A 22790-nucleotide genomic window follows, 5' to 3' on the forward strand; every position below is an offset into this window, starting at 1 on the left:
CCGGGTCCCGAGCGGACCACTCACCACCGACCACCGCGATCACGGCCGGGAAAGCGGGGCCTTCCACCTCCTTTCCCGGCCGTGTCGCACTCCGGACAAGGACCTTCCATGACCCCGTCCTCCCTTCCGCCGTTCACCGGCGGCCCACCGGTCTGCCACACCGACCCGGATGCCGGGCAACGATGGACCTTCGGCTTTCCCGGCGGACTCACGGCAGAGGTGCACACCCGCGGCGCCCGCCTCCACGGGCTGTGGGTGCCGGACCGGCACGGCACCCCGGCCGACGTCGTCCTCGCTCCCCGCGACCCGGCTCAGACGGCCGCCGCCCGGTACTTCGGCGCCACCGTCGGCCGCTACGCCAACCGCATCGCGCGGGGCCGGTTCTCCCTGGACGGGAAGACGTACCAGCTGACCACACAGGAGAACGGCCACTGCCTGCACGGCGGGGCCGACGGCTTCGACGCCCGGCTCTGGGAAGCCGAAAGCGTGCACACCGCGGAGTGGACCGGTGTGCTCCTGCACCTCCGCAGCCCCGACGGAGACCAGGGGTTCCCGGGAAACCTGGACGTCACCGTCAGTTGTCTCATCGGCCGCGACAGCGAACTCTCCTTCTCCTACGCTGCGGTCACCGACGCGGCCACCCCGGTCAACCTGACCAACCACGCCTACTTCAACCTCGAAGGCGAGGGCGCCGGCGACATCCTCGACCATCAACTGACCGTCCACGCCGACCACTACACACCGGTCGACGAGGAACTCATCCCCTACGGGGACCACCGCCCCGTCACCGGCACCGCGTTCGACCTCCGCCGGCCGCTCAGGATCGCCGAGGCCCAGGCCCGGTCCGAGGCGGGCGGCGGGTACGACCACAACTTCGTACTGAGCCCGCACCCGTACGGCAACGACGACACGCTCCACCCGGCCGCCGTCCTCCACGCACCGTCCACGGGCCGCCGCATGGAGGTGCTGACCACGGAGCCCGGGCTCCAGGTCTACACCGCGGGGCAGTTCGACGGAACGGTCCTCGGCAAGAGCGGTACCCCCTACCGGTCGGGCGCCGGCATCGCGCTGGAGACCCAGCACTTCCCCGACTCCCCGAACCGGCCCGGTGACCCGTCCACCGTGCTGCGACCCGGCGAGGAGTACCGGTCGAGGACGGTTTTGCGGTTCAGTTGTTAGCGCTCACAATGGCGTGGTACGAGAGACGCTAAGGTTTTTCTCGCATCGACACACAGCCGTAAGCAGGGAGAAGGGAGGCGAACGTGGCGCATCCCGCAGGAGACGTCCGCCCGCCGACGATGGCCGATGTCGCACGAGAGGCGGGGGTCTCCCACCAGACCGTCTCCCGGGTGCTGAGCGGTCATCCCAACGTGCGCGCGGCCACCCGCGAGCAGGTCACGCTGGCCATCGAGCGGCTGGGCTACCGCCGCAACTCCGCCGCACGCGCCCTGGTGACGCGCCGTACGAGGACGCTGGGCGTCATCGCCGTCAACACCGCCCTGTACGGGCCTGCCAGCACCCTGACCGGCCTGGAGGGGGCGGCCAGGGAGCAGGGCTACCTCGTCTCGACCGTCAGTCTGCGCAGCGGAGAGGGGCAGGGGCTCAAGGACGCCATCGACCACCTCGCGTCCTGGGGCGTGGAGGGCGTCGTCGCCATCACCCCGCAACGCTCGCACGTACATGCGCTCGCCGAGCTGGACGCGCCCTTCCCCGTGGTCACCGTCGAGGGCGGCCATCAGCTCGACCTGCCCGGTGTCTCCCTCGACCAGGAGCTCGGCGCCCGCATGGTCACGGAGCACCTGCTCGCCGCCGGCCACAGCACCGTCTGGCACGTGGCGGGTCCCGACGACTGGCTGGAGAGCGAGGCCCGCACCGCGGGATGGCGCGCCGTCCTGGAGGAGAGCGGCATCCGGCCTCCGCGCGTCCTGACGGGGGACTGGAGCCCGCTGTCCGGGTACCGGGCGGGACAGGAACTCGCCGGACTCGCCCTGGCCCGCCGCGGGGCGACACCGGTCACGGCCGTCTTCGTCGCCAACGACCAGATGGCGCTCGGCGTCCTGCGGGCGCTGCGCGAGGGCGGGATCCGCACACCGGGTCAGGTGGCCGTCGCCGGTTTCGACGACATCCCGGAGGCCGAGTACTTCCCTCCGCCGCTGACGACGGTCCGCCAGGACTTCGCCGCCATCGGGCGCCGGAGCATCGGGCTGTTGGTGGACCACATCGAGGGTCGCGCCCGGAAGCCCGAGCACCTCCTGGTGGAACCGCAGCTCATCATGCGCGCGAGCACGCGCCCTCCGCACGAGGCCTGACACGACGGGCGGCTCTCGCCGCCACCTCCCGGCCGCCGGCGGCCCGCTTCCTGTCCGCGGTCCGGCGGCGGGCGCGTCCCGGTTCTCGCGCAGGCGCCCCGCGGACTGTCACACCCCACCGGCCGCCCCGCCCGCCGGATCGACCGCCCCGCATCCTGCCGGGCCGGTCGCGACGCCGGGGCCCCCTTCTCGTATGCACGTGAACGCTCACCTCCCCGGGCTTTCATTTCTTGGCCGATGTTCGAAAGAACTGCACCCAGCTCTTGTCGCACGCGATTGTGAGCGTTAACAATCAGGGTGCTCCTCTGACCCCTGCTCCTGGACGAGAGAGATCGCATCGTGACCCCACACGCCCCTTCCGGCCTCGCGGCCCGGCACCATCCCGAGGCATGCACCATCGGAGTCGACTTCGGCACCCTCTCCGGGCGCGCCGTCGTGGTCAGGGTCCGGGACGGCGCCGAACTCGGTTCGTCGGTCCACGAGTACCGTCACGCCGTCATCGAGGACCGCCTTCCCTCCACCGGAGCCGCCCTGCCCCCCGACTGGGCCCTGCAGCACCCCGAGGACTGGCGCGACGTCCTGCGCACCGCCGTTCCGGCGGCGCTCGCCGACGCCGGGGTCGACCCCGCCCGCGTCATCGGCCTCGCCACCGACTTCACCGCCTGCACGGTCCTGCCGACCACCGCGGACGGCACCCCGCTCGCCCTGACGCCCGAGTGGGCCGACCGCCCGCACGCCTGGCCCAAACTGTGGAAGCACCACGCGGCCCAGGAGCAGGCCGACCGCATCAACGCCCTCGCTCACGCCCGCGGGGAGAAATGGATCGCGCGGTACGGCGGCAAGATCTCCGCCGAGTGGCAGTACGCGAAGGCCCTGCAGGTCCTGGAGGAGGACCCGGATGTCTACGCCGCCTGCGCCCGCTGGATCGAGGCGGCCGACTGGATCGTCTGGCAGTTGACCGGCAGCGAGTCCCGCAACACCTGCACCGCCGGCTACAAGGGCATCCACCAGGACGGCGCCTACCCCTCGCCCGGGTTCCTCGCCGGGCTCCACCCGGACTTCGCCGACTTCCCCGCCACGCGCCTGGAGCACCCGCTGTCACCCCTGGGCTCCCGTGCCGGCGGACTGAGCGGCCGGGCCGCGCACTGGACCGGCCTCCCCGAGGGCATCGCCGTCGCCGTCGGCAACGTCGACGCCCACGTGGCCGCACCGGCGGCGGGCGCCGTCGAGAACGGCCGGATGCTCGCCATCATGGGCACCTCCACCTGCCACGTCCTCAACGGCGCCACCCTCGCCGAGGTCCCCGGCATCTGCGGAGTCGTCGACGGCGGCATCGTCGAGGGCGCCTACGGCTACGAGGCCGGCCAGAGCGCGGTCGGCGACATCTTCGCCTGGTGGCTCCGGCAGGGCGTACCGGACCACTACCGCGCCGAGGCGCAGGCCTCGGGCGAGGATCTTCATCAGCTCCTGACCCGCAAGGCCGCCGACCAGCCGGTCGGCGCGCACGGCCTGGTCGCCCTGGACTGGATGAACGGCAACCGTTCTCCCCTGGTCGACCACCACCTCTCCGGAGTCATCGCCGGCCTCACCCTCGACACCCGGCCCGAGGACGTCTACCGGGCCCTGCTCGAATCCACCGCCTACGGCACCCGGCTGATCGTCGAGACCTTCGAGGACGGCGGGATCCCCGTGGAGGAGTTCATCGTCACCGGAGGACTGCGGAAGAACGCCCTGCTCATGCAGATCTACGCCGACGTGCTCCGCCGCCCCGTATCCGTCGGCACCTCCGAACAGGGGCCGGCGCTCGGCTCGGCCATCCACGCCGCCGTCGCCGCGGGCGCCTACCCCGACGTACGTTCCGCCGCCGCCGTCATGGGCGGCGTCCAGCGCCACGCGTACGTGCCCGACCCCGCGCGGGCGGACGCCTACGACGCGCTGTTCGGCGAGTACCGCGCCCTGTCCGAGCACTTCGGTACCGGCGCGGACCTCCTCCTGCACCGCCTGCGACGGATCCGCAACACCGCCCGGGCCACCACCGCCTGACCGGGCCACCCTCCGCCCCCGCGGCCTCTCCTTCGGCCCGACCTCTCCGCCTCCGCACCTCCGAGGAGCACACCCGACATGACGCCCGCCCAGCCCCACCGTGAGATCTGGTTTCTGACCGGCAGTCAGGCCCTCTACGGCGACGACACCCTGGCCCAGGTCGCCGACCAGTCCCGCGCGATCTGCGCCACCCTCGCCGACCAGCCCCAGATGACCGTGCGCCTGGTGTGGAAGCCGGTGCTCACCGACGCGGCCGCCATCCGCGCGATCTGTCTGGAGGCCAACGCCGACGACCGCTGCATCGGCCTGATCGCCTGGATGCACACCTTCTCCCCGGCCAAGATGTGGATCGCCGGCCTCGACGCCCTCGGCAAGCCCTTGCTGCACCTGCACACCCAGGCCAACCGCAGACTGCCCTGGTCCACCATCGACATGGACTTCATGAACCTGAACCAGGCCGCCCACGGCGACCGCGAGTTCGGCTTCGTCCAGACCCGCCTCGGTGTCCCGCGCAAGACCGTGGCCGGCCACGTCTCCACCCCCGACGTCGTCGACCGCATCGCCGGATGGGCCCGCGCCGCCGTCGGCCGGTCCGAACTCACCACCCTCAAACTCGCCCGGTTCGGCGACAACATGCGCGACGTCGCCGTCACCGAAGGCGACAAGGTCGAGGCGCAGCTGCGGTTCGGGGTCTCGGTCAACACGTACGGCGTCAACGACCTCGTCGCCGCGGTCGACGCCGCCGACGAGGACACGGTCACCGCCCTCGTCAAGGAGTACCAGGACCTCTACGCCCTCGCCCCGGAGCTGCGGCCCGGCGGCGAGCGCCACGCATCCCTGCGTTACGCCGCCCGTATCGAAGCCGGCCTGCGGGCCTTTCTCACGGAAGGCGGCTTCCGGGCCTTCACCACCAACTTCGAGGATCTCGGGGGCCTGCGCCAGCTCCCCGGGCTCGCCGTGCAGCGCCTGATGGCGGACGGCTACGGCTTCGGCGGCGAAGGAGACTGGAAGACCTCCACCCTGCTGCGCACACTGAAGGCGATGGCCCACGGCCGGCCCGGTGGCACCTCCTTCATGGAGGACTACACCTACGACCTCACGCCCGGCCAGGAACTCATCCTCGGCGCCCACATGCTGGAGGTCTGCCCCTCCCTCACCACGGCCACCCCCGGCTGCGAGATCCACCCGCTCGGCATCGGCGGACGCGAGGACCCGGTCCGTCTCGTCTTCGACGCGGATCCCGGCCCGGCCGTCGTCGTCGGTCTCGCCGACATGGGCGACCGGTTCCGCCTGGTCGCCAACCACATCGACGTCGTCACCCCGCCCGAGCCGCTGCCCCGGCTCCCCGTCGCCCGGGCCGTCTGGCGCCCGCGCCCCGACCTGCGTACCTCCACCGAGGCATGGCTGACGGCCGGAGCACCGCACCACACCGTCCTGACCACCGCCCTCGGCGGCGAGGAGATCGAGGACCTCGCCGAGATGCTGCGGACCGAACTCGCCGTCATCGACGAGGACACCACCGTCCGGCGCTTCACGCGCGAGCTGCGCTGGAACCAGGCCTACCACCGTCTGGCCCAGAGCCTGTGAACACCCCCGCCGCCACCGCCTCCACCCCCACCAGGACGGAGTCCTCCGTGAGCACGACCGTTTCCAAGGAGCTGCGCCGAGAGGTACTGGAGGCCAACCTCCGCATCCCCCGAGCCGGGCTCGCCACTCTCGCCTGGGGCAATGTGAGCGGTGTCGACCGACAGGCCGGCGTCTTCGTCATCAAGCCCTCGGGCGTGGCGTACGACGTACTGAGCGAGGAGGACCTGGTCGTCGTCTCCCTGTCCGACGGCAGTGTCGTGGAAGGCCACCTGCGGCCTTCCACCGACACGGAGACGCACCGGAGCCTCTACCTGGCCTTCCCCTCCATCGGAGGCGTGACCCACACGCACTCCACCCACGCCGTCGCCTTCGCCCAGGCCCGGCGTCCGATACCGGTGCTCGGCACGACCCACGCGGACACCTTCAACGGTCCCGTCCCCGTCACCGACCCCCTCACCCCCGAGCAGTGCGCCACGGACTACGAGTACAACACCGGCCAGGTCATCGTGGACCTGCTGGGCCGCGACGACACCCGGGCCAGGGAAGTCCCCGGCGCCCTGGTCGCCCACCACGGCCCCTTCACCTGGGGCGCCGACGCCACCGCGTCCCTGGAGCACGCCATCATCTGCGAGGCGGTGGCCGAGATGGCCCTCCACACCATCGCCCTGGGCACGGTCGAACCCCCGCAGCACGTCCTGGACCGCCACTTCACACGCAAGCACGGCCCCGACGCGTACTACGGCAACCCGACCTCCGCCTGACAGCACCGAGGGGAGCCGGGATTTCTCCCGGCTCCCCTCTTTGGTGCGGCTCGGCTCAGCGGTCAAGCGCGGGCCCAGTGCTGGTTGGTGCCGTTCCAGCAGGTGTAGAGCTGGATCGGGGTGCCGTTCGCGGTGCCGTTGGCGGCCGCGTCGAGGCAGAGTCCGGACTGCACGCCGACGATGGTTCCGTCGGAGTTCAGACGCCATTTCTGGTTGTCGCCGCCCCAGCAGCTGTAGATCTGCACCTTCGAGCCGTTGGCGGTGCCGGCGGCGTCGAGGCACTTGTCGCCGTAGACCCTGAGCTCACCGGCGGAGGTCAGCGTCCACTGCTGGTTGGTGCGGCTGTTGCAGTCCCACAGCTGGACCTGGGTGCCGTCGGTGGTGGACGCGTTCGGGACGTCCACACAGCGGCCCGACGCGACGCCCTTGATCGGCCCGGTGCCGGGGGAGGGGGTCGGAGTGGGCGTGCCGGAGCCGGCGTTGAGCGCGTTGAGGACGGAGGTGTACGCGGGCTTCTTGCTGCCGTCGCCGTTGAACAGCAGCGGTGTGTCCCCGGCTCGCCAGGAGTCGGTGTCGCGCACGCCCCAGACGGTGATGCCGAGGCAGCGCGGGACGGCCAGGCAGTCGTTGGTCACGTTGGCGTAGGTCGTGGCAGAGGCGCCCTGGATGTCGAGTTCGGTGACGGCCACGTCGACGCCGAGAGCGGCGAAACTCTGCAGGGTGGTGCGGAAGTTGCTGTTGTACGGGCTGTCGCTGTTGAAGTGCGACTGGAAGCCGACGCAGTCGATCGGAACGCCGCGCTGCTTGAAGTCCTTGACCATGGAGTACACGGCCTGGGTCTTGGCCCAGGTCCAGTTCTCGATGTTGTAGTCGTTGTAGCAGAGCTTGGCGGCCGGGTCGGCGGCACGCGCGGTGCGGAAGGCGACCTCGATCCAGTCGTTGCCGGTGCGCTGCAGGTTGGAGTCGCGCCGGGCTCCCGAGGTGCCGTCGGCGAAGGCCTCGTTCACGACGTCCCACTGGGCGAGCTTGCCCTTGTAGTGGGCCATCACGCCGTTGATGTGGTTGATCATCGCCTGGCGCAGCGCGCTGCCGCTGAGGCTCTGCATCCAGCCGGGCTGCTGGGAGTGCCAGGCCAGGGTGTGGCCGCGCACCTGCTTGCCGTTCTGCACCGCCCAGTTGTAGACGCGGTCACCGGCGGTGAAGTCGAACCGGCCCTGCTGGGGTTCGGTGGCGTCGATCTTCATCTCGTTCTCGGGCGTCACCGAGTTGAACTCGCGGGCCGCGATCGACGTGTACGCCGAGTCGCCCAGCCGGCCCGAGGCGATGGCGGTGCCGAAGTAGCGGCCGCTCTGCGCCGCAGCGCTGCCGAGCGTGCTCTCGGCGGCCTGAGAGGCCGGCGCCGCCAGCAGGGTGGCGGACCCGAGGGCGCCGGCGAGGAGCGCCGCGATCAGGCCGCCCCTTTTCCGGCGGACCGTGGGCGGGGCAATGGCGTGAGAACGCATGGGTGGACCTCCGACAAGGGAAATCGTGGGTGGGGGAGAGCGCGCTGCGGAAGGAATCCGCGGCGGCGATGTCCGCGTCCAGGAAATGGGACTTCGGAAAGTGTCGGTGACGCCTCTGGAATCAGTCTGGAAATACGGCATGAGCCTGTCAATGGTTTCGGAGATGTTTCGGAAACGTCGGCTGTCGGTCGGGGCCGTCATGGCCTTTCGCCGAAACCAAGGAAAAGCGGTCCCTGTCGAAAACATTTCGACAGGGACCGCTTCTCTGTGAGTGAGTCCTCGGTCAGTTCGGATAGGTGATGTCGAACCACCGGAAATGGGCCTGGTTCGAGGACGGGCGGCCGTTGGAGGTGGCGTAGAGGCCGAGCTGGACGCTGGTGAACAGCGGGGTCAGGAAGGTGGCTTCGACGGTGGTCAGGTCCTGCCAGGCGCCATCGCGCGCGGCGTAGGCGAAGGTGTGGCTGAAGCCGCGGATGCGGGCCCTCAGGCGAACGGGGCCCGGCGGGACGACGACGCGGGCCAGGACCTCGGGCCCGCGACGGAGGCTGAGTCCTTCCGTGGTGCGAAGGAGGACGAGATGGGTGTCGTCGTCGATGACGACGGCGAGGCCTGCCTGTTCTTCCGGTGCGGCGGGGAGGAAGTGCAGTTCGGTGGAGACGTCGCAGTCGGGCTGTTCCTGGGGGAGGGCCAGGAGGGACGGGGTGGTGCGTTCGCCGAGGCGTTCGGGGCGGAGCTGGAGGCGGAGCCCGTCGCCGGTGGTCCAGAACGGTGCGCGTGGGGTGCGCAGGGTGCTCCAGTCGGCGGAGAGCGTGGTGAAGTCGTCGTGGAGGGGGTGGGAGAGAGGGGCGTGGGCGATGGGGGAGAAGGCCGGCAGGTCGTCGTGCCAGGTGACTCGGCTGAGGAAGGTCTCACGGCCCAGGGCGGAACCCGGTCGGACGCCCAGGAGGACGGCCCGCCAGTCTCCGTACGGCGTCTGCACGAGGTCGGCGTGTCCGGTGCAGGTGACCGGGCCCTTCGGAGCGGGAGGCAGTGCCGGGTTGCCGGGGACGCCCTCGTACGGGCCGGTCACGCGGTCGGCGCGGGCGACGACCACGCTGTGGTCCTCGGCGGTGCCGCCCTCGGCGGTGAGCAGAAGGTAGCTGCCGTCGATCTTGTAGAGGTGCGGGGCTTCCGACCATCGGGCGCCCGGCCGGCTTCCCGACCACAGGACGTACTCCGGTCCCGTGAGCCGTCGCTCGCGGGGCAGGTACTCGCGCATCCAGATCTCGGTGTGGCCGGCGGCCTCGTCCAGCACACGGGCGGCGGTGAACCAGGCACGGCCGTCGCCGTCGCCGTCGTCCGGCCCGTCGTCGAAGAACAGCGACGGGTCGAAGCCCTCGCCCTCCAGCCAGTGCGGTTCCGACCACGGCCCCGCCGGGTCGGTCGCCGTGACGACGAAATGGCCGGGGCCGTCCATCAGCGTGCAGACGAGATGGAACACCCCGTCGTGGTGCCTGATCGTCGGCGCGAACAGGCCGCGTGAGGGCTCGCACCCGTCGAGATCGAGCTGGGACGGGCGGTCGAGCGCGGAGCCGAGACGTCGCCAGTTCACGAGATCGCGGCTGTGGAACACGGGAAGACCCGGGAACCATTCGAAGCTGGACGTCACCAGGTAGTAGTCCGCTCCCACCCGGCACACGGACGGGTCGGGCCGGAAGCCGGGCAGCACGGGATCGCCGAAGGTCGCGCTCATGAGACGGGGACGATCTCGACCGGCACGGACAGCACGCGGTCGGCCGCCGGATGACGTACGGGGCCGCGCAGAGTGAAGGAGCCCCGCAGCGGAAGATCGCCGCTGGACCGTCCGACGGCCACGCCGATCTCTCCTGGCTCCACTCTTCTGCGCAGGTCGATCCCGGTGAAGGAGGTCCGGTCGGCGTGGACGGAGAAGGTGATCCGGGCGGCCGAGCCCGGTTGCAGCTCGACCCTGCAGAATCCGGCGAGCCACCGCTGCGGCCGGACGACGGACGCCTCGGGGTCCGAGAGGTACAGCTGGACCACCTCGGTCCCGGTCACCTCTCCGGCGTTGCGTACGGTGAGCGAGACGGAGACGGCTCCGTCCGTCGCGGCGACGGGATCCACCGCGAGCTCCGAGTAGGCGAAGCTGGTCCAGCTCAACCCGTGTCCGAAGGGGAACAGCGGCGTCGGGTCCACCGAGCTCCAGTCGGTGCGTCCGCCGAGCCTGGAGTGCAGGTACGTGCCGGGCTGGCCGCCGACCTGGCGGGGGACGGAGACGGGCAGCCGTCCGGACGGTTCCGCGGCCCCGCTGATGATCCGGGCCAGCGCCGTCCCGCCTTCCTCGCCGGGGAAGAAGGCCTGGATCACGGCCGATGCGCGTTCGGCCAGCGAGCCGAGCGCGTAGGGCCGTCCGGAGACCAGGACCAGGACGGTCGGCACTCCGGAGTCCAGGACGGCGGAGGCGAGGGCGGCCTGGTCCCCGGGCAGATCGAGGGTCTCGGCGTCGCAGCCCTCTCCCGAAGTGCCCCTGCCGAACATGCCGGCCCGGTCGCCGAGCACCAGCACGTTCACCTCTGGGTCCTCCTCGGTGACCGTGAACCCCGCGGCGGCGAGCGCCTCGCCGAGCGTCGGGATCTCCACCCCGGGATCGCCGGGCAGCGCGACGTGGTTCGGGAAGGAGTAGCAGCCGAGGAATGCGTGCGGATCGTCCGCGTACGGCCCGGTGACCGCGACCCGGCACGGCCGCAGCGGCAGGATGCCGTCGTTGGCGAGCAGCACGGTGGACCGCTCGGCCAGGAGCCTGGCCAGGGCCCGGTTCTCCGGCGGGTCGAGGTCGACCGGTTCGGGCTTGACGGGTTCCCAGTCGGGGTCGAGCAGGCCGAGTTCGGCCTTCTGCAGCAGGACGCGCTCCGCGGCCCGGTCGACGAACTCCTCGGACAGGCTTCCCGACCGCACGAGTTCGGTCAGCGGCTCGCCGTAGCAGCGGGCCGTGGGCAGCTCGACGTCGATCCCCGCGGTCAACGCCAGCGCGCCGGCCGCGCCCCGCGACCCGGCGACGCCGTGCCGGGACTCCAGGAAGGAGACCGAGTAGTAGTCGGCGACGACGGTGCCGTCGAAGCCGAGCTCGTTCCTGAGCAGGTCGGTCAGCAGGCGTTCGTCGGCGGCCACCGGGACCCCGTCCACGTCGGTGTAGCTGTTCATCACCGACCGAGCGCCTCCCTCGCGCAGCGCCCGTACGAAAGGCTCGACCAGGACATCGGCGAACTCGCGCGGCCCCACGGCGACCGGGGCCATGTTCCGGCCGCCGCGCGAGGACGAGTACCCGGCGAAGTGCTTGAGCGTCGCCACGATGCCCGCGCCTTCCAGACCCTGGACGTACGCGGTGCCGATCGCGCCGACGAGGTACGGGTCCTCGCCCATGCACTCCTCGGTACGACCCCACCGGTAGTCGCGGACCACGTCGAGCACCGGAGCCAGTCCTTGGTGGACGCCGACCCGTCGCATCCCGTCGCCGATGGCGGCGGCCATCCGCCGCACGAGGCCGGGGTCGAAGGACGCGCCCCAGGCGAGCGGCCCGGGGAAGACCGTGGCCCCGAGCGTCATGAACCCGGTCAGACACTCCTCGTGAGCGAGGGCCGGAATGCCGAACCGGCCGGCCTCCCGCACCCGCGTCTGGAGCGCGGCGAGCCGCTCCATACCGGTCTCCGCGGCGATCGGCGCCGTCCCGTACACCCGGGTGAGCTGGCCGAGACCCTGCCCGATGATGTCGTCGAGGCCGGGCGCCGGTTCGCCGGAATCGTCCTCCATCGGCGCCACCGGCGCTCCGGGATCGGACGGCAGGGCCCAGAAGCCGGCGAGTTGACCCGCCTTCTCCTCCAACGTCATCCGACTCAGCAGATCGGCGACTCGGACGGCAGCGGGCAGGAGGGGGTCACGCCATGGCTCGGTCACGGGGGTGCTCCTAAGAACGGGGTGGGGCGGTGGAGACGCGGACCTTGAGTTCGGTCGAGAGCTCCATCCGCGGGCTGACGAGGGGCTGGCCGTCCAGAAGCTGGAACAGCGTGCGGGCGGCGACCCGGCCCATCTCCTCCAGCGGCTGGCGCACCGTCGTCAGCGGCGGTGACAGCCAGTCGCACATCGGCAGGTCGTCGAAGCCGACCACGCTGAGGTCCTGAGGGATGCTCAGTCCGGCCTGCCGGGCGGCTTCGTAGACGCCCATCGCCTGCTGGTCGCTGCCGGCGAAGACGGCCGTCGGCGGGTCGGGGAGGGCGAGCAGCTCCTGGGCGCACCGGAACCCGCCCTCGTGCTGGAAGTCGCCGAACCGGATCAGGTCGCGGTCGACCTCGATCCCGGCCCGCTCCAGGGCGGCCCGGTACCCGTCGATGCGGGCCTGGCTGCAGAGCATCTCCCTGCGTCCGCCGATCGTGGCGATCCGGCGGTGCCCCAGTTCCAGCAGGTGCTCGGTGGCGGCGAGGCCGCCGGCCCAGTTGGTCGCTCCGACGCTCGGCACGCCGTTGCCCGGCAGGTCGATCGGGTCGATGACGACCAACGCCACCCCGGCCCGTCCGACCTGGGCGCGCTGGGCGTGGGTGACCGACTCGGTGACGAGGATGACGCCGTCGCTGTGGTGCAGGACCGGCAGCGCGGTCCAACTGGACGGTGTGGCCTCGCCCGGCGGGACGAGCGACACGACGGTGCCGACGCTCCGCTGGGCGCACTCGGCCTCGACGCCGCGCAGGATCTCCACCGCCCACGCGCTGTCCAGACCGCCGATGATCAGGTCGACCAGGCCCGATCTGCGGGCTCTGCCCTGCCGGCCGGGCGGGAGGTAGTGGTGAGCCTGCAGCAGGCCCTCGATCCGTTCGCGGGTCGAGGGTGCGACGTCGGAGCGGCCGTTGATCACCTTGGACACGGTGGCCTGGGAGACCCCTGCCTCCGCGGCGATGACGGCCAGGGTCGGGCGCTGCTCGCTCAACTTCTCTCCTCTGCGCGGACACCTTCGGCCCGGCGATAGGTATCGCAAACTTTCGACGAGTTTCCGGGCGGCCGGAGCAGCTTGTCAACCCTGCGAACAGCCGCTGTCCGCAGGCGAGTCAGATAAATTGACGCGGGGTCTTGACCGGGGGGCCACGCGTTCCTAGTTTGTGGCAGCGCAGAATTTCGAGAGTATTTCGAAAAATTTTCGGGCGCGAAACCGGCATTTCCCACCCCGGAGGTCCCATGGCCAGCACTCTCCCGAGCCGACGAAGCTTCCTGACGCTCGCGGGCATGACCACCCTGTCCGCCGCGCTCACCACGGCCTGCGGGTCCGGCGGGTCGGGCGGCAACCTGTCGGCCGACGGCAAGGTGACGTTCGAGTGGTGGAACATCGCCACCACGGAGCCGGGGAAGTCCCTCTTCCCGGAGATCTCCACGGCGTACACGAAGGCTCACCCGAAGATCGCGATCAACACGACCTCGCTGGAGAACGAGGCGTTCAAGTCCAAGCTGACCGCCACCACGTCCTCCGGCAAGCTCCCCGACGTCTACCAGACCTGGGGCGGCGGCGTGCTCCAGCAGCAGGTCGACGCGGGGCTCGTCGAGGACCTCACCGACCTCATGGACTGGTCGTCGCAGCTCACCCCGGTCTCGCTGTCGGCCTATCAGATCGACGGCCGCACCTACGGAGTCCCGTACGACATCGGCATGGTCGGCTTCTGGTACAACAAGAAGCTCTTCGCCAAGGCCGGCATCACCGCTCCGCCGGCCACCTGGGCCGCGTTCCTCGCCGACGTGAAGAAGCTCAAGGCCGCGGGCATCACCCCGATCGCCCTCGCCGGCAAGGAGAAGTGGCCCGGCCACTACTACTGGGCCTACCTCGCGATGCGCGTCGCCGGCCTCCCCGCCCTGCAGAAGGCCGCGACCACCAAGGACTTCACCAACCCCGGCTTCGTCAAGGCGGGCGTCCACCTCAAGGAACTCGTCGACCTCCAGCCGTTCCAGCCGGGCTTCCTCGGCGCCGGCTACGCCACCCCGGGCGGCCAGGCCGCGACCATGGGCAACGGGAAGGCCGCCATGGAGCTGATGGGGCAGTGGGGACCGTCGGTGCAGAAGGACGCGGGCGCCGACCTCGGGGCGGACCTGGGCTTCTTCCCCTTCCCGACGGTCGACGGCGGTGTGGGGCAGGCGACCGAGGTCTTCGGCGGTGGCGGCGGCTTCGCGCTGCGCAAGGGGGCTCCGAAGGAGGCCCTGGACTTCCTGAAGTTCTTCGTTCTGGAGAACGAGTCCAAGCTGCTGGCCTCCAACGGCTACCTGCCGGTGGTGAAGGGCGCGGAGAGTCAGCTCACCGACGCCAACAAGAAGGTGGTGGCCGAGAGCCTGGTCAAGGCCACGGGCTTCCAGCTCTTCCTCGACCAGGCCTACCCGCCGGCGGTCGGCCAGGAGGTCAACGACAGCGTCGCCGACCTCATAGCGGGCAAGAAGACCCCGGAGCAGGTCACGGCGTCGATCACCGAGGCCGCGAAGAGTGCCTAGCTCCGTGTCCACCCCGACCGAGGAACGGCGGGAGGAGTCCGTGGCGACGCCCACGCCGCCTCCCGCCCGTTCACTCCTGAGCCGGTGGGGTGCCTGGGCGTCGGTCGCCTGGTTCCTCGTACCGGCCCTGGTCCTCTTCCTCGTCTTCGTCCTCGCCCCGATCGTCGTCGCCGTCTGGACCGGCTTCTTCAAATGGGGCGGCATCGGCCCCATGGACGACTTCGTCGGCTTCGGGAACTACACCAAGCTCTTCGACGACCAGGTCTTCCTCGGCGACCTGGGGCGCGGGCTCTACCTGATCCTCATGTCGGTCCTGGTGCAGCTGCCGTTCGCCCTGTTCACCGCGATCCTGCTCAACCAGAGGCTCCGCGGCCGGGCCGTCTACCGGATGCTGTTCTTCGCGCCGTACGTCCTCTCCGAGGTCGTCACGGCGGTCCTCTTCACGATGATCTTCCTGCCCGGTGCCGGCATGGCCGACCACATCGCCGGCTTCTTCGGCCTCGAGGGCCTCCAGGGCACGTGGCTCGCCGATCCCTCGACGGTCATGCCGACCCTGTTCGTCGTCATGATCTGGAAGTACTTCGGCTTCCACATGATGCTGTTCCTCGCCGGGCTGCAGAGCATCCCGTCCGAGATCCTCGAAGCCGCCTCCATCGACGGAGCTGGCGCCTGGCAGCGCTTCCGGCACATCACGCTGCCGCTGCTCGGGCCGACGATCCGCATCAGCGTCTTCCTGTCGATCATCGGGTCCATCCAGCTCTTCGACCTCGTCTGGGTCATGACAGCCGGCGGGCCCAACCACTCCTCCGAGACGATGGCCATCGCGATGTTCCAGTTCGGGTTCAAGCGGTACCAGGTCGGCTACGCCAGCGCGATCAGCGTGGTGCTGTTCATGATCAGCCTCGTCTTCTCCCTCTTCTACCAGCGGTACGTGCTCCGCCGCGACCTGAGCGGCGCCGTCACCTCGGGAGGTGACCGATGAACGCCCGTCGGACGGTACGCGGCCTCTCGCTGCACGCCGTGGTCTGGCTGATCGCCGCATTCGTCGCCGTACCGCTGCTCTACGCGGTCGTCTCCGGTTTCAAGAGCACCCCGGAACTGACGAACAATCCGTTCGGGCTGCCGGAGCGGTGGAAGATCTCCAACTACACCGGAATTCTCGGCGACGGCATGTTCTGGCGGCAGATCTCCAACAGCGCGGGCATCGCGATCGGCACGACGGTCTGCACCGTGGCGGCCTCCGCGATGGCGGCTTTCGTTCTGGCCCGATACGCCTTCCGAGGAAGGGAGTTGTTCTATACGCTCTTCACCATCGGGCTGATGTTCCCGTTCGCGGTGGCCGTCCTGCCGCTCTTCCTCATGCTGCGCACCTTCGGCCTGCTCGACAACCCGCTCGGGGTGATCCTCCCGCAGGCGGCCTTCGGGCTCCCCATGACGATCGTCATCCTGCGGGGCTTCTTCCGGACCGTCCCGGCGGAGATCGAGGAGGCCGCCACCATGGACGGCTGCGGCAAGTTCCGCTTCTTCTGGCAGATCCTGCTGCCGATGGCGCGTCCGGCGCTCGGCACGGTCTCGGTGCTTGCGGTCGTCGCGAGCTGGAACAACTTCTTCCTGCCGCTGCTGGTGTTCAACGACCCGAAATGGCAGACGATCCCGGTCGGCGTCCAGCAGTTCCAGGGCCAGTACTCGACCGACTACGCGCTCGTCCTCGCCTACATCGTGCTCGCCATGGTCCCCGCCCTCGCCTTCTACGCCGTCGCCGAGCGCCAGCTGATCGGCGGCCTCACCGCGGGCGCCACCAAGGGCTGACCCGTCCCGCGTGACCTCCACCCCCGAGGAGACCCTGTGAAACGCCTGAGCGCCCTGATGGGCGTCATAATGTTAGCGCTAACATCGCAGGCCGTGGCCGACCCGGCGCGACCGCCCGCCGCCCCCGTGCGCGCCGGTGTCGACTTCCGCGCCGAACTCCAGCCCATCGACGGCTTCGGCTTCTCCATGGCCTTCCAGCGGGCCGACCTGCTGCACGGCGCGCGTGGCCTCAGCCCTGCCAAGCGGCGCGAGGTGCTCGACCTCCTGCTCAGCAAGGAGAAGGGCGCCGGCCTGTCGATCCTGCGCCTGGGCATCGGGTCGTCCACCGACCGGGTCTACGACCACATGCCGACGATCCTGCCGACCGATCCCGGCGGACCGGACGCCACGCCGACGTACGTCTGGGACGGCTGGGACGGCGGCCAGGTCTGGCTCGCCAAGGAGGCCAAGGCGTACGGCGTCAAGCGGTTCTACGCCGACGCCTGGAGCGCGCCGGCCTTCATGAAGACCAACGGCAGCGAGAACAACGGCGGCGAGCTGCGCCCCGAATGGCGCCGGGCCTACGCCGACTACCTGGTCCAGTACGCGAAGTTCTACCAGCGGGAAGGCATCGGGATCACCGACCTGGGGTTCACCAACGAACCCGACTGGACGGCGACCTACGCCTCGATGCGCTTCACCCCGCAGCAGGCCGTCGACTTCCTCAAGGTGCTCGGGCCGACCGTCCGCGCGTCCGGACTGAAGACGGACCTGGTCTGCTGCGACGTCGCGGGCTGGGACCGGCAGGTCGCCTACACCGAGGCCATCGAGGCGGATCCCGCGGCCGACAGAGCCGTGCGGACCGTCACCGGCCACCGCTACAGCGGTCCGACCGCGGTCCCGCAGCCGACCGGCAAGCACGTGTGGATGTCGGAGTGGTCACCGGACGGCACCACCTGGAACGAGAACTGGGACGACGGCAGCGGCTACGACGGTCTCGCCGTCGCGGCCGACATCCAGAACACCCTGACCGTCGGGAACGCCAACGCCTACGTCTACTGGACCGGCGCGTCCCTCGGCGCGACCCGGGGACTCATCCAGCTCGCCAACCCCGGTGACGGCTACCGGGTGTCCAAGCGGTACTGGGCACTGGCCGCCTTCAGCCGGTTCATCCGCCCCGGCGCCGTCCGCGTTCCGGTCACGAACGCCGACCCGGCACTCCGGATCACGGCCTTCCGCAACACCGACGGCAGGCGCGTGATCGAGATCCTCAACACCGCCACCACCGAAACCTCCGCCGCCTTCACCCTTCGCGGCGGGCACGACCGGCACCCCGACGCCTACGTGACCGACGAGACCCGCTCGATCACCCCGGCCGACGTCGTCTCCACGCACGGTACGACCCTCACGGCCACGCTCGCCCCGCGCGCGCTGACCACCATCGTCCTCGACTGAACCGCCCCGCACCCGAGGAGTCAGCCATGCCCGTGTCCCGGCATCTCATCGCCCTGTCCGCCGCCGTCTGCCTCGCGGCCGGCCTCGCCGCCGCGCCCGCGACCGCCGAGCCCCGTCCCCGTACGCTCGCCGAACTGGCCAAGAAGCACCACAAGTACTTCGGCTCCGCCACCGACAACCCCGAGTTCACCGACGCCGCCTACCTGAAGCTCCTCGGCAGCGAATTCGGGCAGACCACCCCCGGCAACGCCATGAAGTGGGAGACCACGGAACCACGGCGCGGCGTCTTCGACTTCACCGCCGCCGAAAAGGTCATGGCCTTCGCCAAGGAGCACCACCAGAAGGTCCGCGGCCACACCCTCGTCTGGCACAACCAGCTCCCCGCCTGGCTCACCGAGCGCAGCTGGACCGCCGAGGAACTGCGCGCCGTCCTGAAGAACCACATCCAGACGGAGGTCCGGCACTTCAAGGGCCGGGTGATCCACTGGGACGTCGTCAACGAGGCGTTCAACGAGGACGGAACCTACCGCGAGTCGCTCTTCTACAAGACGCTCGGCCCCGGCTACATCGCCGACGCCCTGCGCTGGGCCCACGAGATCGACCCGCACGCCAAGCTGTACCTGAACGACTACAACGTCGACGGCATCAACGCCAAGAGCGACGCCTACTACAAGCTCATCAAGCAGCTGAAGGCCGACGGCGTCCCGGTGGAGGGCTTCGGCCTCCAGGGCCACCTGGCACTCCAGTACGGCTTCCCCGCCGGCGTCCAGGAGAACATCCAGCGCTTCGCCGACCTCGGGGTCGACGTCGCGATCACCGAGCTCGACATCCGCATGCAGCTCCCGGCGACCCCCGAGAAGCTCGCGACCCAGGCCGCCTGGTACGCCGACTACGTCAAGGCCTGCCTGGCAGTCGCGAAGTGCGTCGGCGTCACCATCTGGGACTACACGGACAAGTACTCGTGGATCCCCGGAGTCTTCCCCGAGGAGGGCGCGGCACTGCCCTACGACGAGAACCTCCAGCCCAAGCCCGCCTACCACGCGATCAGGAAGGTGCTGGGCGGATGATCAGAACGGCGATCGTCGGAACGGGCGGGATCGCCGGCATCTGCCACGTACCCGCCCTCCGGGCACAGGCGCACCGGGCCGAGATCGTGGCGGCCGTCGACGTGGACGCCGCGCGCGCCGAGGCGTTCGCGACCGAGCACGGCATTCCCGCCGTCCACACCGACCTGCACACGATGCTCCAGGAGCAGCGTCCGGACGTCGTGCACCTGTGCACGCCGCCGTACCTGCACGCCGAACAGGCCGTGGCCTGCCTTGAGGCGGGGGCGTGGGTCTGGTGCGAGAAGCCGGTGGCCCTGTCGCTGGCCGAGCTCGACCGGATCCAGGCAGCCGAAGGGGACGCCGTCGCCGGCGCGGTGTTCCAGCACAGGTACGGCTCGGGGGCCCGGTACCTGCGTGACCGGATCGCGGCCGGGACCCTGGGCCGTCCGCTGGTCGCGCAGTGCGTCACCGCGTGGTACCGCGACGACTCCTACTACGAAGTGCCCTGGCGCGGCACCTGGCGGAGCGAGGGCGGTGGCCCGACGCTGGGCCACGGCATCCACCAGATGGACCTCATGCTCGACGTGCTCGGCCCCTGGACCGAGGTGCGCGCGATGGCCGCCCGCCTCGACCGCGCCGTCCAGACCGAGGATGTGTCCGCGGCCCTGGTCCGGTTCGAGAACGGAGCCATCGCGACGGTCGTCAACAGCGTCCTCTCCCCCCGCGAGGAGAGCTACCTGCGGTTCGACCTCGCCGACGCCACGGTCGAGCTGCGGCACCTGTACGGCTACTCCAACGCGGACTGGACGTTCACCGCCGGGTCGTCCGGCGCGAAGTGGGAGCCGCCGGACGACCTGCCCAGCTCGCACGCCGCCCAGCTCGCGGCCTTCCTGGACGGCTACGAGGCGGGGATCCGGCCCGACCTCGGCAGATCCACCATGGAATTCGTCACCGCCTTGTACAAGGCCGCGATCACCGGCCTGCCGGTCCGGCGCGGGGAGATCGACGCGGCCGACCGCTTCTACGGCTCACTCCACGGGGGGCGCCCGGAGGTGTTCCGATGACGTTCGAACTCCTGGAGAACGAGGACTCGCTGATCGTCCGGGTCCGCGACGTCGACCTCTTCCGTTATGTGCACCGCCCGGTCATGGACCCGTTCGAGGCGCCCAAGCCCTACCTGCATCCGGTGCGCACGCTCGCCGGAGACGTGGTCACCGGGTACCGGCCGCACGACCACCGCTGGCACAAGGGCATCCAGATGACGGCGTCGTGGGTGTCGGGGCAGAACTTCTGGGGCGGCGGCACCTATCTGCGCGGACAGGACTACGTCGATCTGCCGAACCTCGGCACGATGCGCAGCCTCACCGTATCCGCCGAAACGGATCACGGCCGCGCCGTCATCACCGAGCACCTCGCCTGGCACACGATGGCGGGAGAGCACTGGATCGACGAACACCGCACGCTGACCGCACTCGACGTCGAGGCCGACTCCTGGACGCTGGAGGTCACCACCGCGCTCACCAACGTCCTCGACACCCCCCTGATGTTCGGCAGCCCCGGCACCCAGGGCAGAGAACTCGCCGGATACTCGGGCCTCTTCTGGCGCGGCCCGCGCGAGTTCACCGGCGGGCACGTGATCGGCCCCGCGATGGGCGAGCAGGGTGACTGGCTGGCCTTCGTCGGCACCCACGACGAGGTCGACCGTGCCTCCACGCTCCTGTTCCTGGACGATCCGGAAGCCCCCGGCCGCTGGTTCGTCCGCAGCGAGCCCATCCCCGCCGTCAACCCGTCCCTGGCGTTCGACAAGGAACTGCCGCTGCCCCCGGGCGACACCCTGTCGCGCCGTTACCGGATCGTCGTCGCCGACGGCGCGTGGACCCCCGCACGCCTGTCCCGCCACGTCGAGGACCACCCGTGGTGACCCCGCTCCCCGGCGGCGTGGGGATCTCCGGGCTGACCGTGTACGACTGGGAGGCCGCCGACGGGCTGTGCGGAGGCACCCCCCACATGCACCTCGTCTGCTCCGAGGCGTACGTCGTCGTCCATGGCGAGGGCAGCGTCCAGACCCTCACCACCACCGGCTTCGCCGACACCCCGCTGCACCCCGGCGACGTCGTCTGGTTCGCCCCCGGAACGATCCACCGCCTCGTCAACGCCGGCGGCCTGCGCCTCGTGGTGCTCATGCAGAACAGCGGGCTTCCCGAGGCGGGCGACGCCGTCTTCACCTTCCCCGCACCCGTGCTGGCCGATCCTGACGCCTACCAGGCGGCGGCCGTCCTGACCGGCGACCACGCGGCGGCGGCGCGCCGCCGCCGCGACCTGGCACTCGAAGGCTTCCTCGCCCTGCGCGAGGGCGGGCTGCGGCAGTTCCACAGCGCGGCCCACCGCCTGAAGCGCGATCTCCTCGACGCCTGGTGGATCCGATGGCGAGACGGCCCGCTGGCGGCGACCCTCGCGACCGGCAGCCAACTGGCAGCGCTGAAGGACGGAGACCTCTCCCACCTCGATCACGGAGAGGTGTCGCGGCTGGAGTGCCCGGAGGAACCGGTCTTCGGCATGTGCGGCCTGCTCCGTCCCTATCCCGTCCCCGGCCTCCCGGCGCGTCCGCCGCGCGGTGCGTCGGACTCGTCCCCCCTCCGTCCCCCGAAGGAGCTCTCCTGATGAGGTTTCGCCATCCACCTCTGGTCCTGAGTCTCGTCCTCACGGTCCTGTCGTCCCTGCTGCTCGGAGCCACTCTCCTCGCCGCCCCGCCCGCCGCCGCGGCGACCGTCGACACCAACGCCTGGTACGTGCTGGTCAACCGCAACAGCGGCAAGGCCCTGGACGTCTACAACCTGGCGACCGGCGACGGCGCCCGCATCACCCAGTGGACCAGGAACGACCAGAACCAGCAGCAGTGGCAGTTCGTCGCCTCCGGTGACGGCTACTACCGTGTCAAGTCCCGCCACTCCGGCAAGGTCCTGGACGTCCAGAACCTCTCCACCGCCAACGGGGCCCCCGTCGTCCAGTGGACCGATCTCAACGGCACCAACCAGCAGTGGCGGCTGGCCGACAGCGCGGACGGCTACGTGCGGCTCATCGCCCGCCACAGCGGCAAGGCCCTCGAGGTACAGGGCGCCTCCACCGCCGACGGCGCGAACATTGTCCAGTACGACGACTGGGGCGGTGCCAACCAGCAGTGGCAGCTCGTCAAGGTCGCCGGCGGCACCACTCCCGGCACCTGCGCCCTTCCCTCGACGTACCGCTGGTCGTCGACGGGCGCGCTGGCGCAGCCCAAGGCGGGGTGGGCCTCGCTCAAGGACTTCACCGTCGCCCCCTACAACGGCAAGCAGCTCGTCTACGCGACGACGCACGGCGCCGCGGGGACGGGGGTGGCCTGGGGTTCGATGAACTTCAGCCCGTTCACCAACTGGTCGGACATGGCCTCGGCGAGCCAGAACACGATGTCGAACAACGCCGTCGCGCCCACACTCTTCTACTTCGCGCCGAAGAACATCTGGGTGCTCGCCTACCAGTGGGGCAGGACCGCCTTCTCCTACCGGACGTCGACCGACCCCACCAACCCGAACGGCTGGTCGGCGGAGCAGGAGCTCTTCTCCGGAAGCCTCCCCGACCCGGGAACGGGCCCCATCGACCAGACGCTCATCGGCGACGACCAGAACATGTACCTGTTCTTCGCCGGTGACAACGGCAAGATCTACCGGGCGAGCATGCCGATCGGAAACTTCCCGGGCAGTTTCGGCTCGTCGTACACGACGGTCATGAGCGACACGGTGAAGAACCTCTTCG

The 22790-nt window shown here is 70.4% G+C and carries 18 protein-coding genes; 14 read left to right on the forward strand and 4 right to left on the reverse strand.

The features are described 5' to 3' along the window. Window positions 1-108: 108 nt before the first annotated feature. From ACWEJX_RS18500 to araD, 5 genes are all read left to right on the forward strand, one after another. Window positions 109-1179 (forward strand): aldose epimerase family protein, encoded by a 1071-nt coding sequence (locus tag ACWEJX_RS18500; RefSeq protein WP_451608495.1) that lies wholly within the window; start codon window positions 109-111, stop codon window positions 1177-1179. Between the two features lie 119 nt (window positions 1180-1298). After that, window positions 1299-2309, forward strand: a complete 1011-nt coding sequence (locus tag ACWEJX_RS18505) for a LacI family DNA-binding transcriptional regulator (protein ID WP_451608513.1) — start codon at window positions 1299-1301, stop codon at window positions 2307-2309. 339 nt (window positions 2310-2648) lie between these two features. After that, window positions 2649-4352 carry a ribulokinase gene (gene araB / locus ACWEJX_RS18510; protein WP_451608496.1) on the forward strand — a complete coding sequence of 568 codons (1704 nt, stop codon included), beginning with the start codon at window positions 2649-2651 and terminating at the stop codon, window positions 4350-4352. A 78-nt stretch (window positions 4353-4430) separates the two neighbouring features. After that, window positions 4431-5939: an L-arabinose isomerase gene (gene araA / locus ACWEJX_RS18515; RefSeq protein ID WP_451608497.1), complete on the forward strand. Its 1509-nt coding sequence runs from the start codon at window positions 4431-4433 to the stop codon at window positions 5937-5939. Between the two features lie 47 nt (window positions 5940-5986). Then, complete coding sequence (gene araD, locus ACWEJX_RS18520; protein WP_451608498.1) at window positions 5987-6700, forward strand: L-ribulose-5-phosphate 4-epimerase AraD; 714 nt, start codon at window positions 5987-5989, stop codon at window positions 6698-6700. A gap of 62 nt (window positions 6701-6762) precedes the next feature. On the opposite strand, the gene ACWEJX_RS18525 is transcribed toward araD, so the two are convergent. From ACWEJX_RS18525 to ACWEJX_RS18540, 4 genes are all read right to left on the reverse strand, one after another. Then, a complete protein-coding gene (locus tag ACWEJX_RS18525; RefSeq protein ID WP_451608499.1) occupies window positions 6763-8202 on the reverse strand; it encodes an endo-1,4-beta-xylanase in 1440 nt (479 codons plus the stop codon). A gap of 283 nt (window positions 8203-8485) precedes the next feature. Beyond that, complete coding sequence (locus tag ACWEJX_RS18530) at window positions 8486-9934, reverse strand: glycoside hydrolase family 43 protein (RefSeq protein WP_451608500.1); 1449 nt, start codon at window positions 9932-9934, stop codon at window positions 8486-8488. Continuing rightward, a complete protein-coding gene (locus ACWEJX_RS18535; protein WP_451608501.1) occupies window positions 9931-12150 on the reverse strand; it encodes a beta-glucosidase in 2220 nt (739 codons plus the stop codon). The genes ACWEJX_RS18530 and ACWEJX_RS18535 overlap by 4 nt, the downstream gene beginning before the upstream one ends. A 10-nt stretch (window positions 12151-12160) precedes the next feature. Further along, complete coding sequence (locus tag ACWEJX_RS18540; RefSeq protein ID WP_451608502.1) at window positions 12161-13174, reverse strand: LacI family DNA-binding transcriptional regulator; 1014 nt, start codon at window positions 13172-13174, stop codon at window positions 12161-12163. Between the two features lie 245 nt (window positions 13175-13419). Between ACWEJX_RS18540 and ACWEJX_RS18545 the strand changes: the two genes are divergently transcribed. The 9 genes from ACWEJX_RS18545 to ACWEJX_RS18585 form a co-directional block, all read left to right on the forward strand. After that, window positions 13420-14712, forward strand: a complete 1293-nt coding sequence (locus tag ACWEJX_RS18545) for an extracellular solute-binding protein (RefSeq protein ID WP_451608503.1) — start codon at window positions 13420-13422, stop codon at window positions 14710-14712. A 4-nt stretch (window positions 14713-14716) separates the two neighbouring features. Next, a complete protein-coding gene (locus ACWEJX_RS18550) occupies window positions 14717-15694 on the forward strand; it encodes a carbohydrate ABC transporter permease (protein WP_451608504.1) in 978 nt (325 codons plus the stop codon). Then, a complete protein-coding gene (locus tag ACWEJX_RS18555; RefSeq protein WP_451608505.1) occupies window positions 15691-16521 on the forward strand; it encodes a carbohydrate ABC transporter permease in 831 nt (276 codons plus the stop codon). The genes ACWEJX_RS18550 and ACWEJX_RS18555 overlap by 4 nt, the downstream gene beginning before the upstream one ends. A gap of 93 nt (window positions 16522-16614) precedes the next feature. Continuing rightward, window positions 16615-17955, forward strand: a complete 1341-nt coding sequence (locus tag ACWEJX_RS18560; RefSeq protein WP_451608506.1) for a glycoside hydrolase family 30 protein — start codon at window positions 16615-16617, stop codon at window positions 17953-17955. A gap of 26 nt (window positions 17956-17981) precedes the next feature. Continuing rightward, complete coding sequence (locus ACWEJX_RS18565; RefSeq protein ID WP_451608507.1) at window positions 17982-19022, forward strand: endo-1,4-beta-xylanase; 1041 nt, start codon at window positions 17982-17984, stop codon at window positions 19020-19022. Then, window positions 19019-20065, forward strand: a complete 1047-nt coding sequence (locus ACWEJX_RS18570) for a Gfo/Idh/MocA family protein (protein ID WP_451608508.1) — start codon at window positions 19019-19021, stop codon at window positions 20063-20065. The genes ACWEJX_RS18565 and ACWEJX_RS18570 overlap by 4 nt, the downstream gene beginning before the upstream one ends. Continuing rightward, window positions 20062-20922, forward strand: coding sequence for a DUF6807 domain-containing protein (locus ACWEJX_RS18575; protein WP_451608509.1), 861 nt, complete (start codon window positions 20062-20064; stop codon window positions 20920-20922). Before ACWEJX_RS18570 ends, ACWEJX_RS18575 begins: the two co-directional genes overlap by 4 nt. Then, entirely contained in the window at window positions 20919-21662 is a 744-nt protein-coding gene (locus ACWEJX_RS18580) for a cupin domain-containing protein (protein ID WP_451608514.1), read from the forward strand. Before ACWEJX_RS18575 ends, ACWEJX_RS18580 begins: the two co-directional genes overlap by 4 nt. After that, window positions 21662-22790 (forward strand): non-reducing end alpha-L-arabinofuranosidase family hydrolase (locus ACWEJX_RS18585; protein WP_451608510.1); only part of this gene is annotated, 1129 nt, incomplete at its 3' end. The genes ACWEJX_RS18580 and ACWEJX_RS18585, both read left to right, overlap by 1 nt.

The organism is Streptomyces sp. NPDC004788 (assembly GCF_053601115.1).

Coding starts and splice junctions, on each gene's coding strand:
- ACWEJX_RS18575 (WP_451608509.1), top strand. CDS start 20,062: ATGACGTTCGAACTCCTGGAGAACGAGGACTCGCTGATCGTCCGGGTC.
- ACWEJX_RS18565 (WP_451608507.1), top strand. CDS start 17,982: ATGCCCGTGTCCCGGCATCTCATCGCCCTGTCCGCCGCCGTCTGCCTC.
- ACWEJX_RS18555 (WP_451608505.1), top strand. CDS start 15,691: ATGAACGCCCGTCGGACGGTACGCGGCCTCTCGCTGCACGCCGTGGTC.
- ACWEJX_RS18530 (WP_451608500.1), bottom strand. CDS start 9,934: ATGAGCGCGACCTTCGGCGATCCCGTGCTGCCCGGCTTCCGGCCCGAC.
- ACWEJX_RS18500 (WP_451608495.1), top strand. CDS start 109: ATGACCCCGTCCTCCCTTCCGCCGTTCACCGGCGGCCCACCGGTCTGC.
- ACWEJX_RS18505 (WP_451608513.1), top strand. CDS start 1,299: ATGGCCGATGTCGCACGAGAGGCGGGGGTCTCCCACCAGACCGTCTCC.
- ACWEJX_RS18545 (WP_451608503.1), top strand. CDS start 13,420: ATGGCCAGCACTCTCCCGAGCCGACGAAGCTTCCTGACGCTCGCGGGC.
- ACWEJX_RS18570 (WP_451608508.1), top strand. CDS start 19,019: ATGATCAGAACGGCGATCGTCGGAACGGGCGGGATCGCCGGCATCTGC.
- araA (WP_451608497.1), top strand. CDS start 4,431: ATGACGCCCGCCCAGCCCCACCGTGAGATCTGGTTTCTGACCGGCAGT.
- ACWEJX_RS18525 (WP_451608499.1), bottom strand. CDS start 8,202: ATGCGTTCTCACGCCATTGCCCCGCCCACGGTCCGCCGGAAAAGGGGC.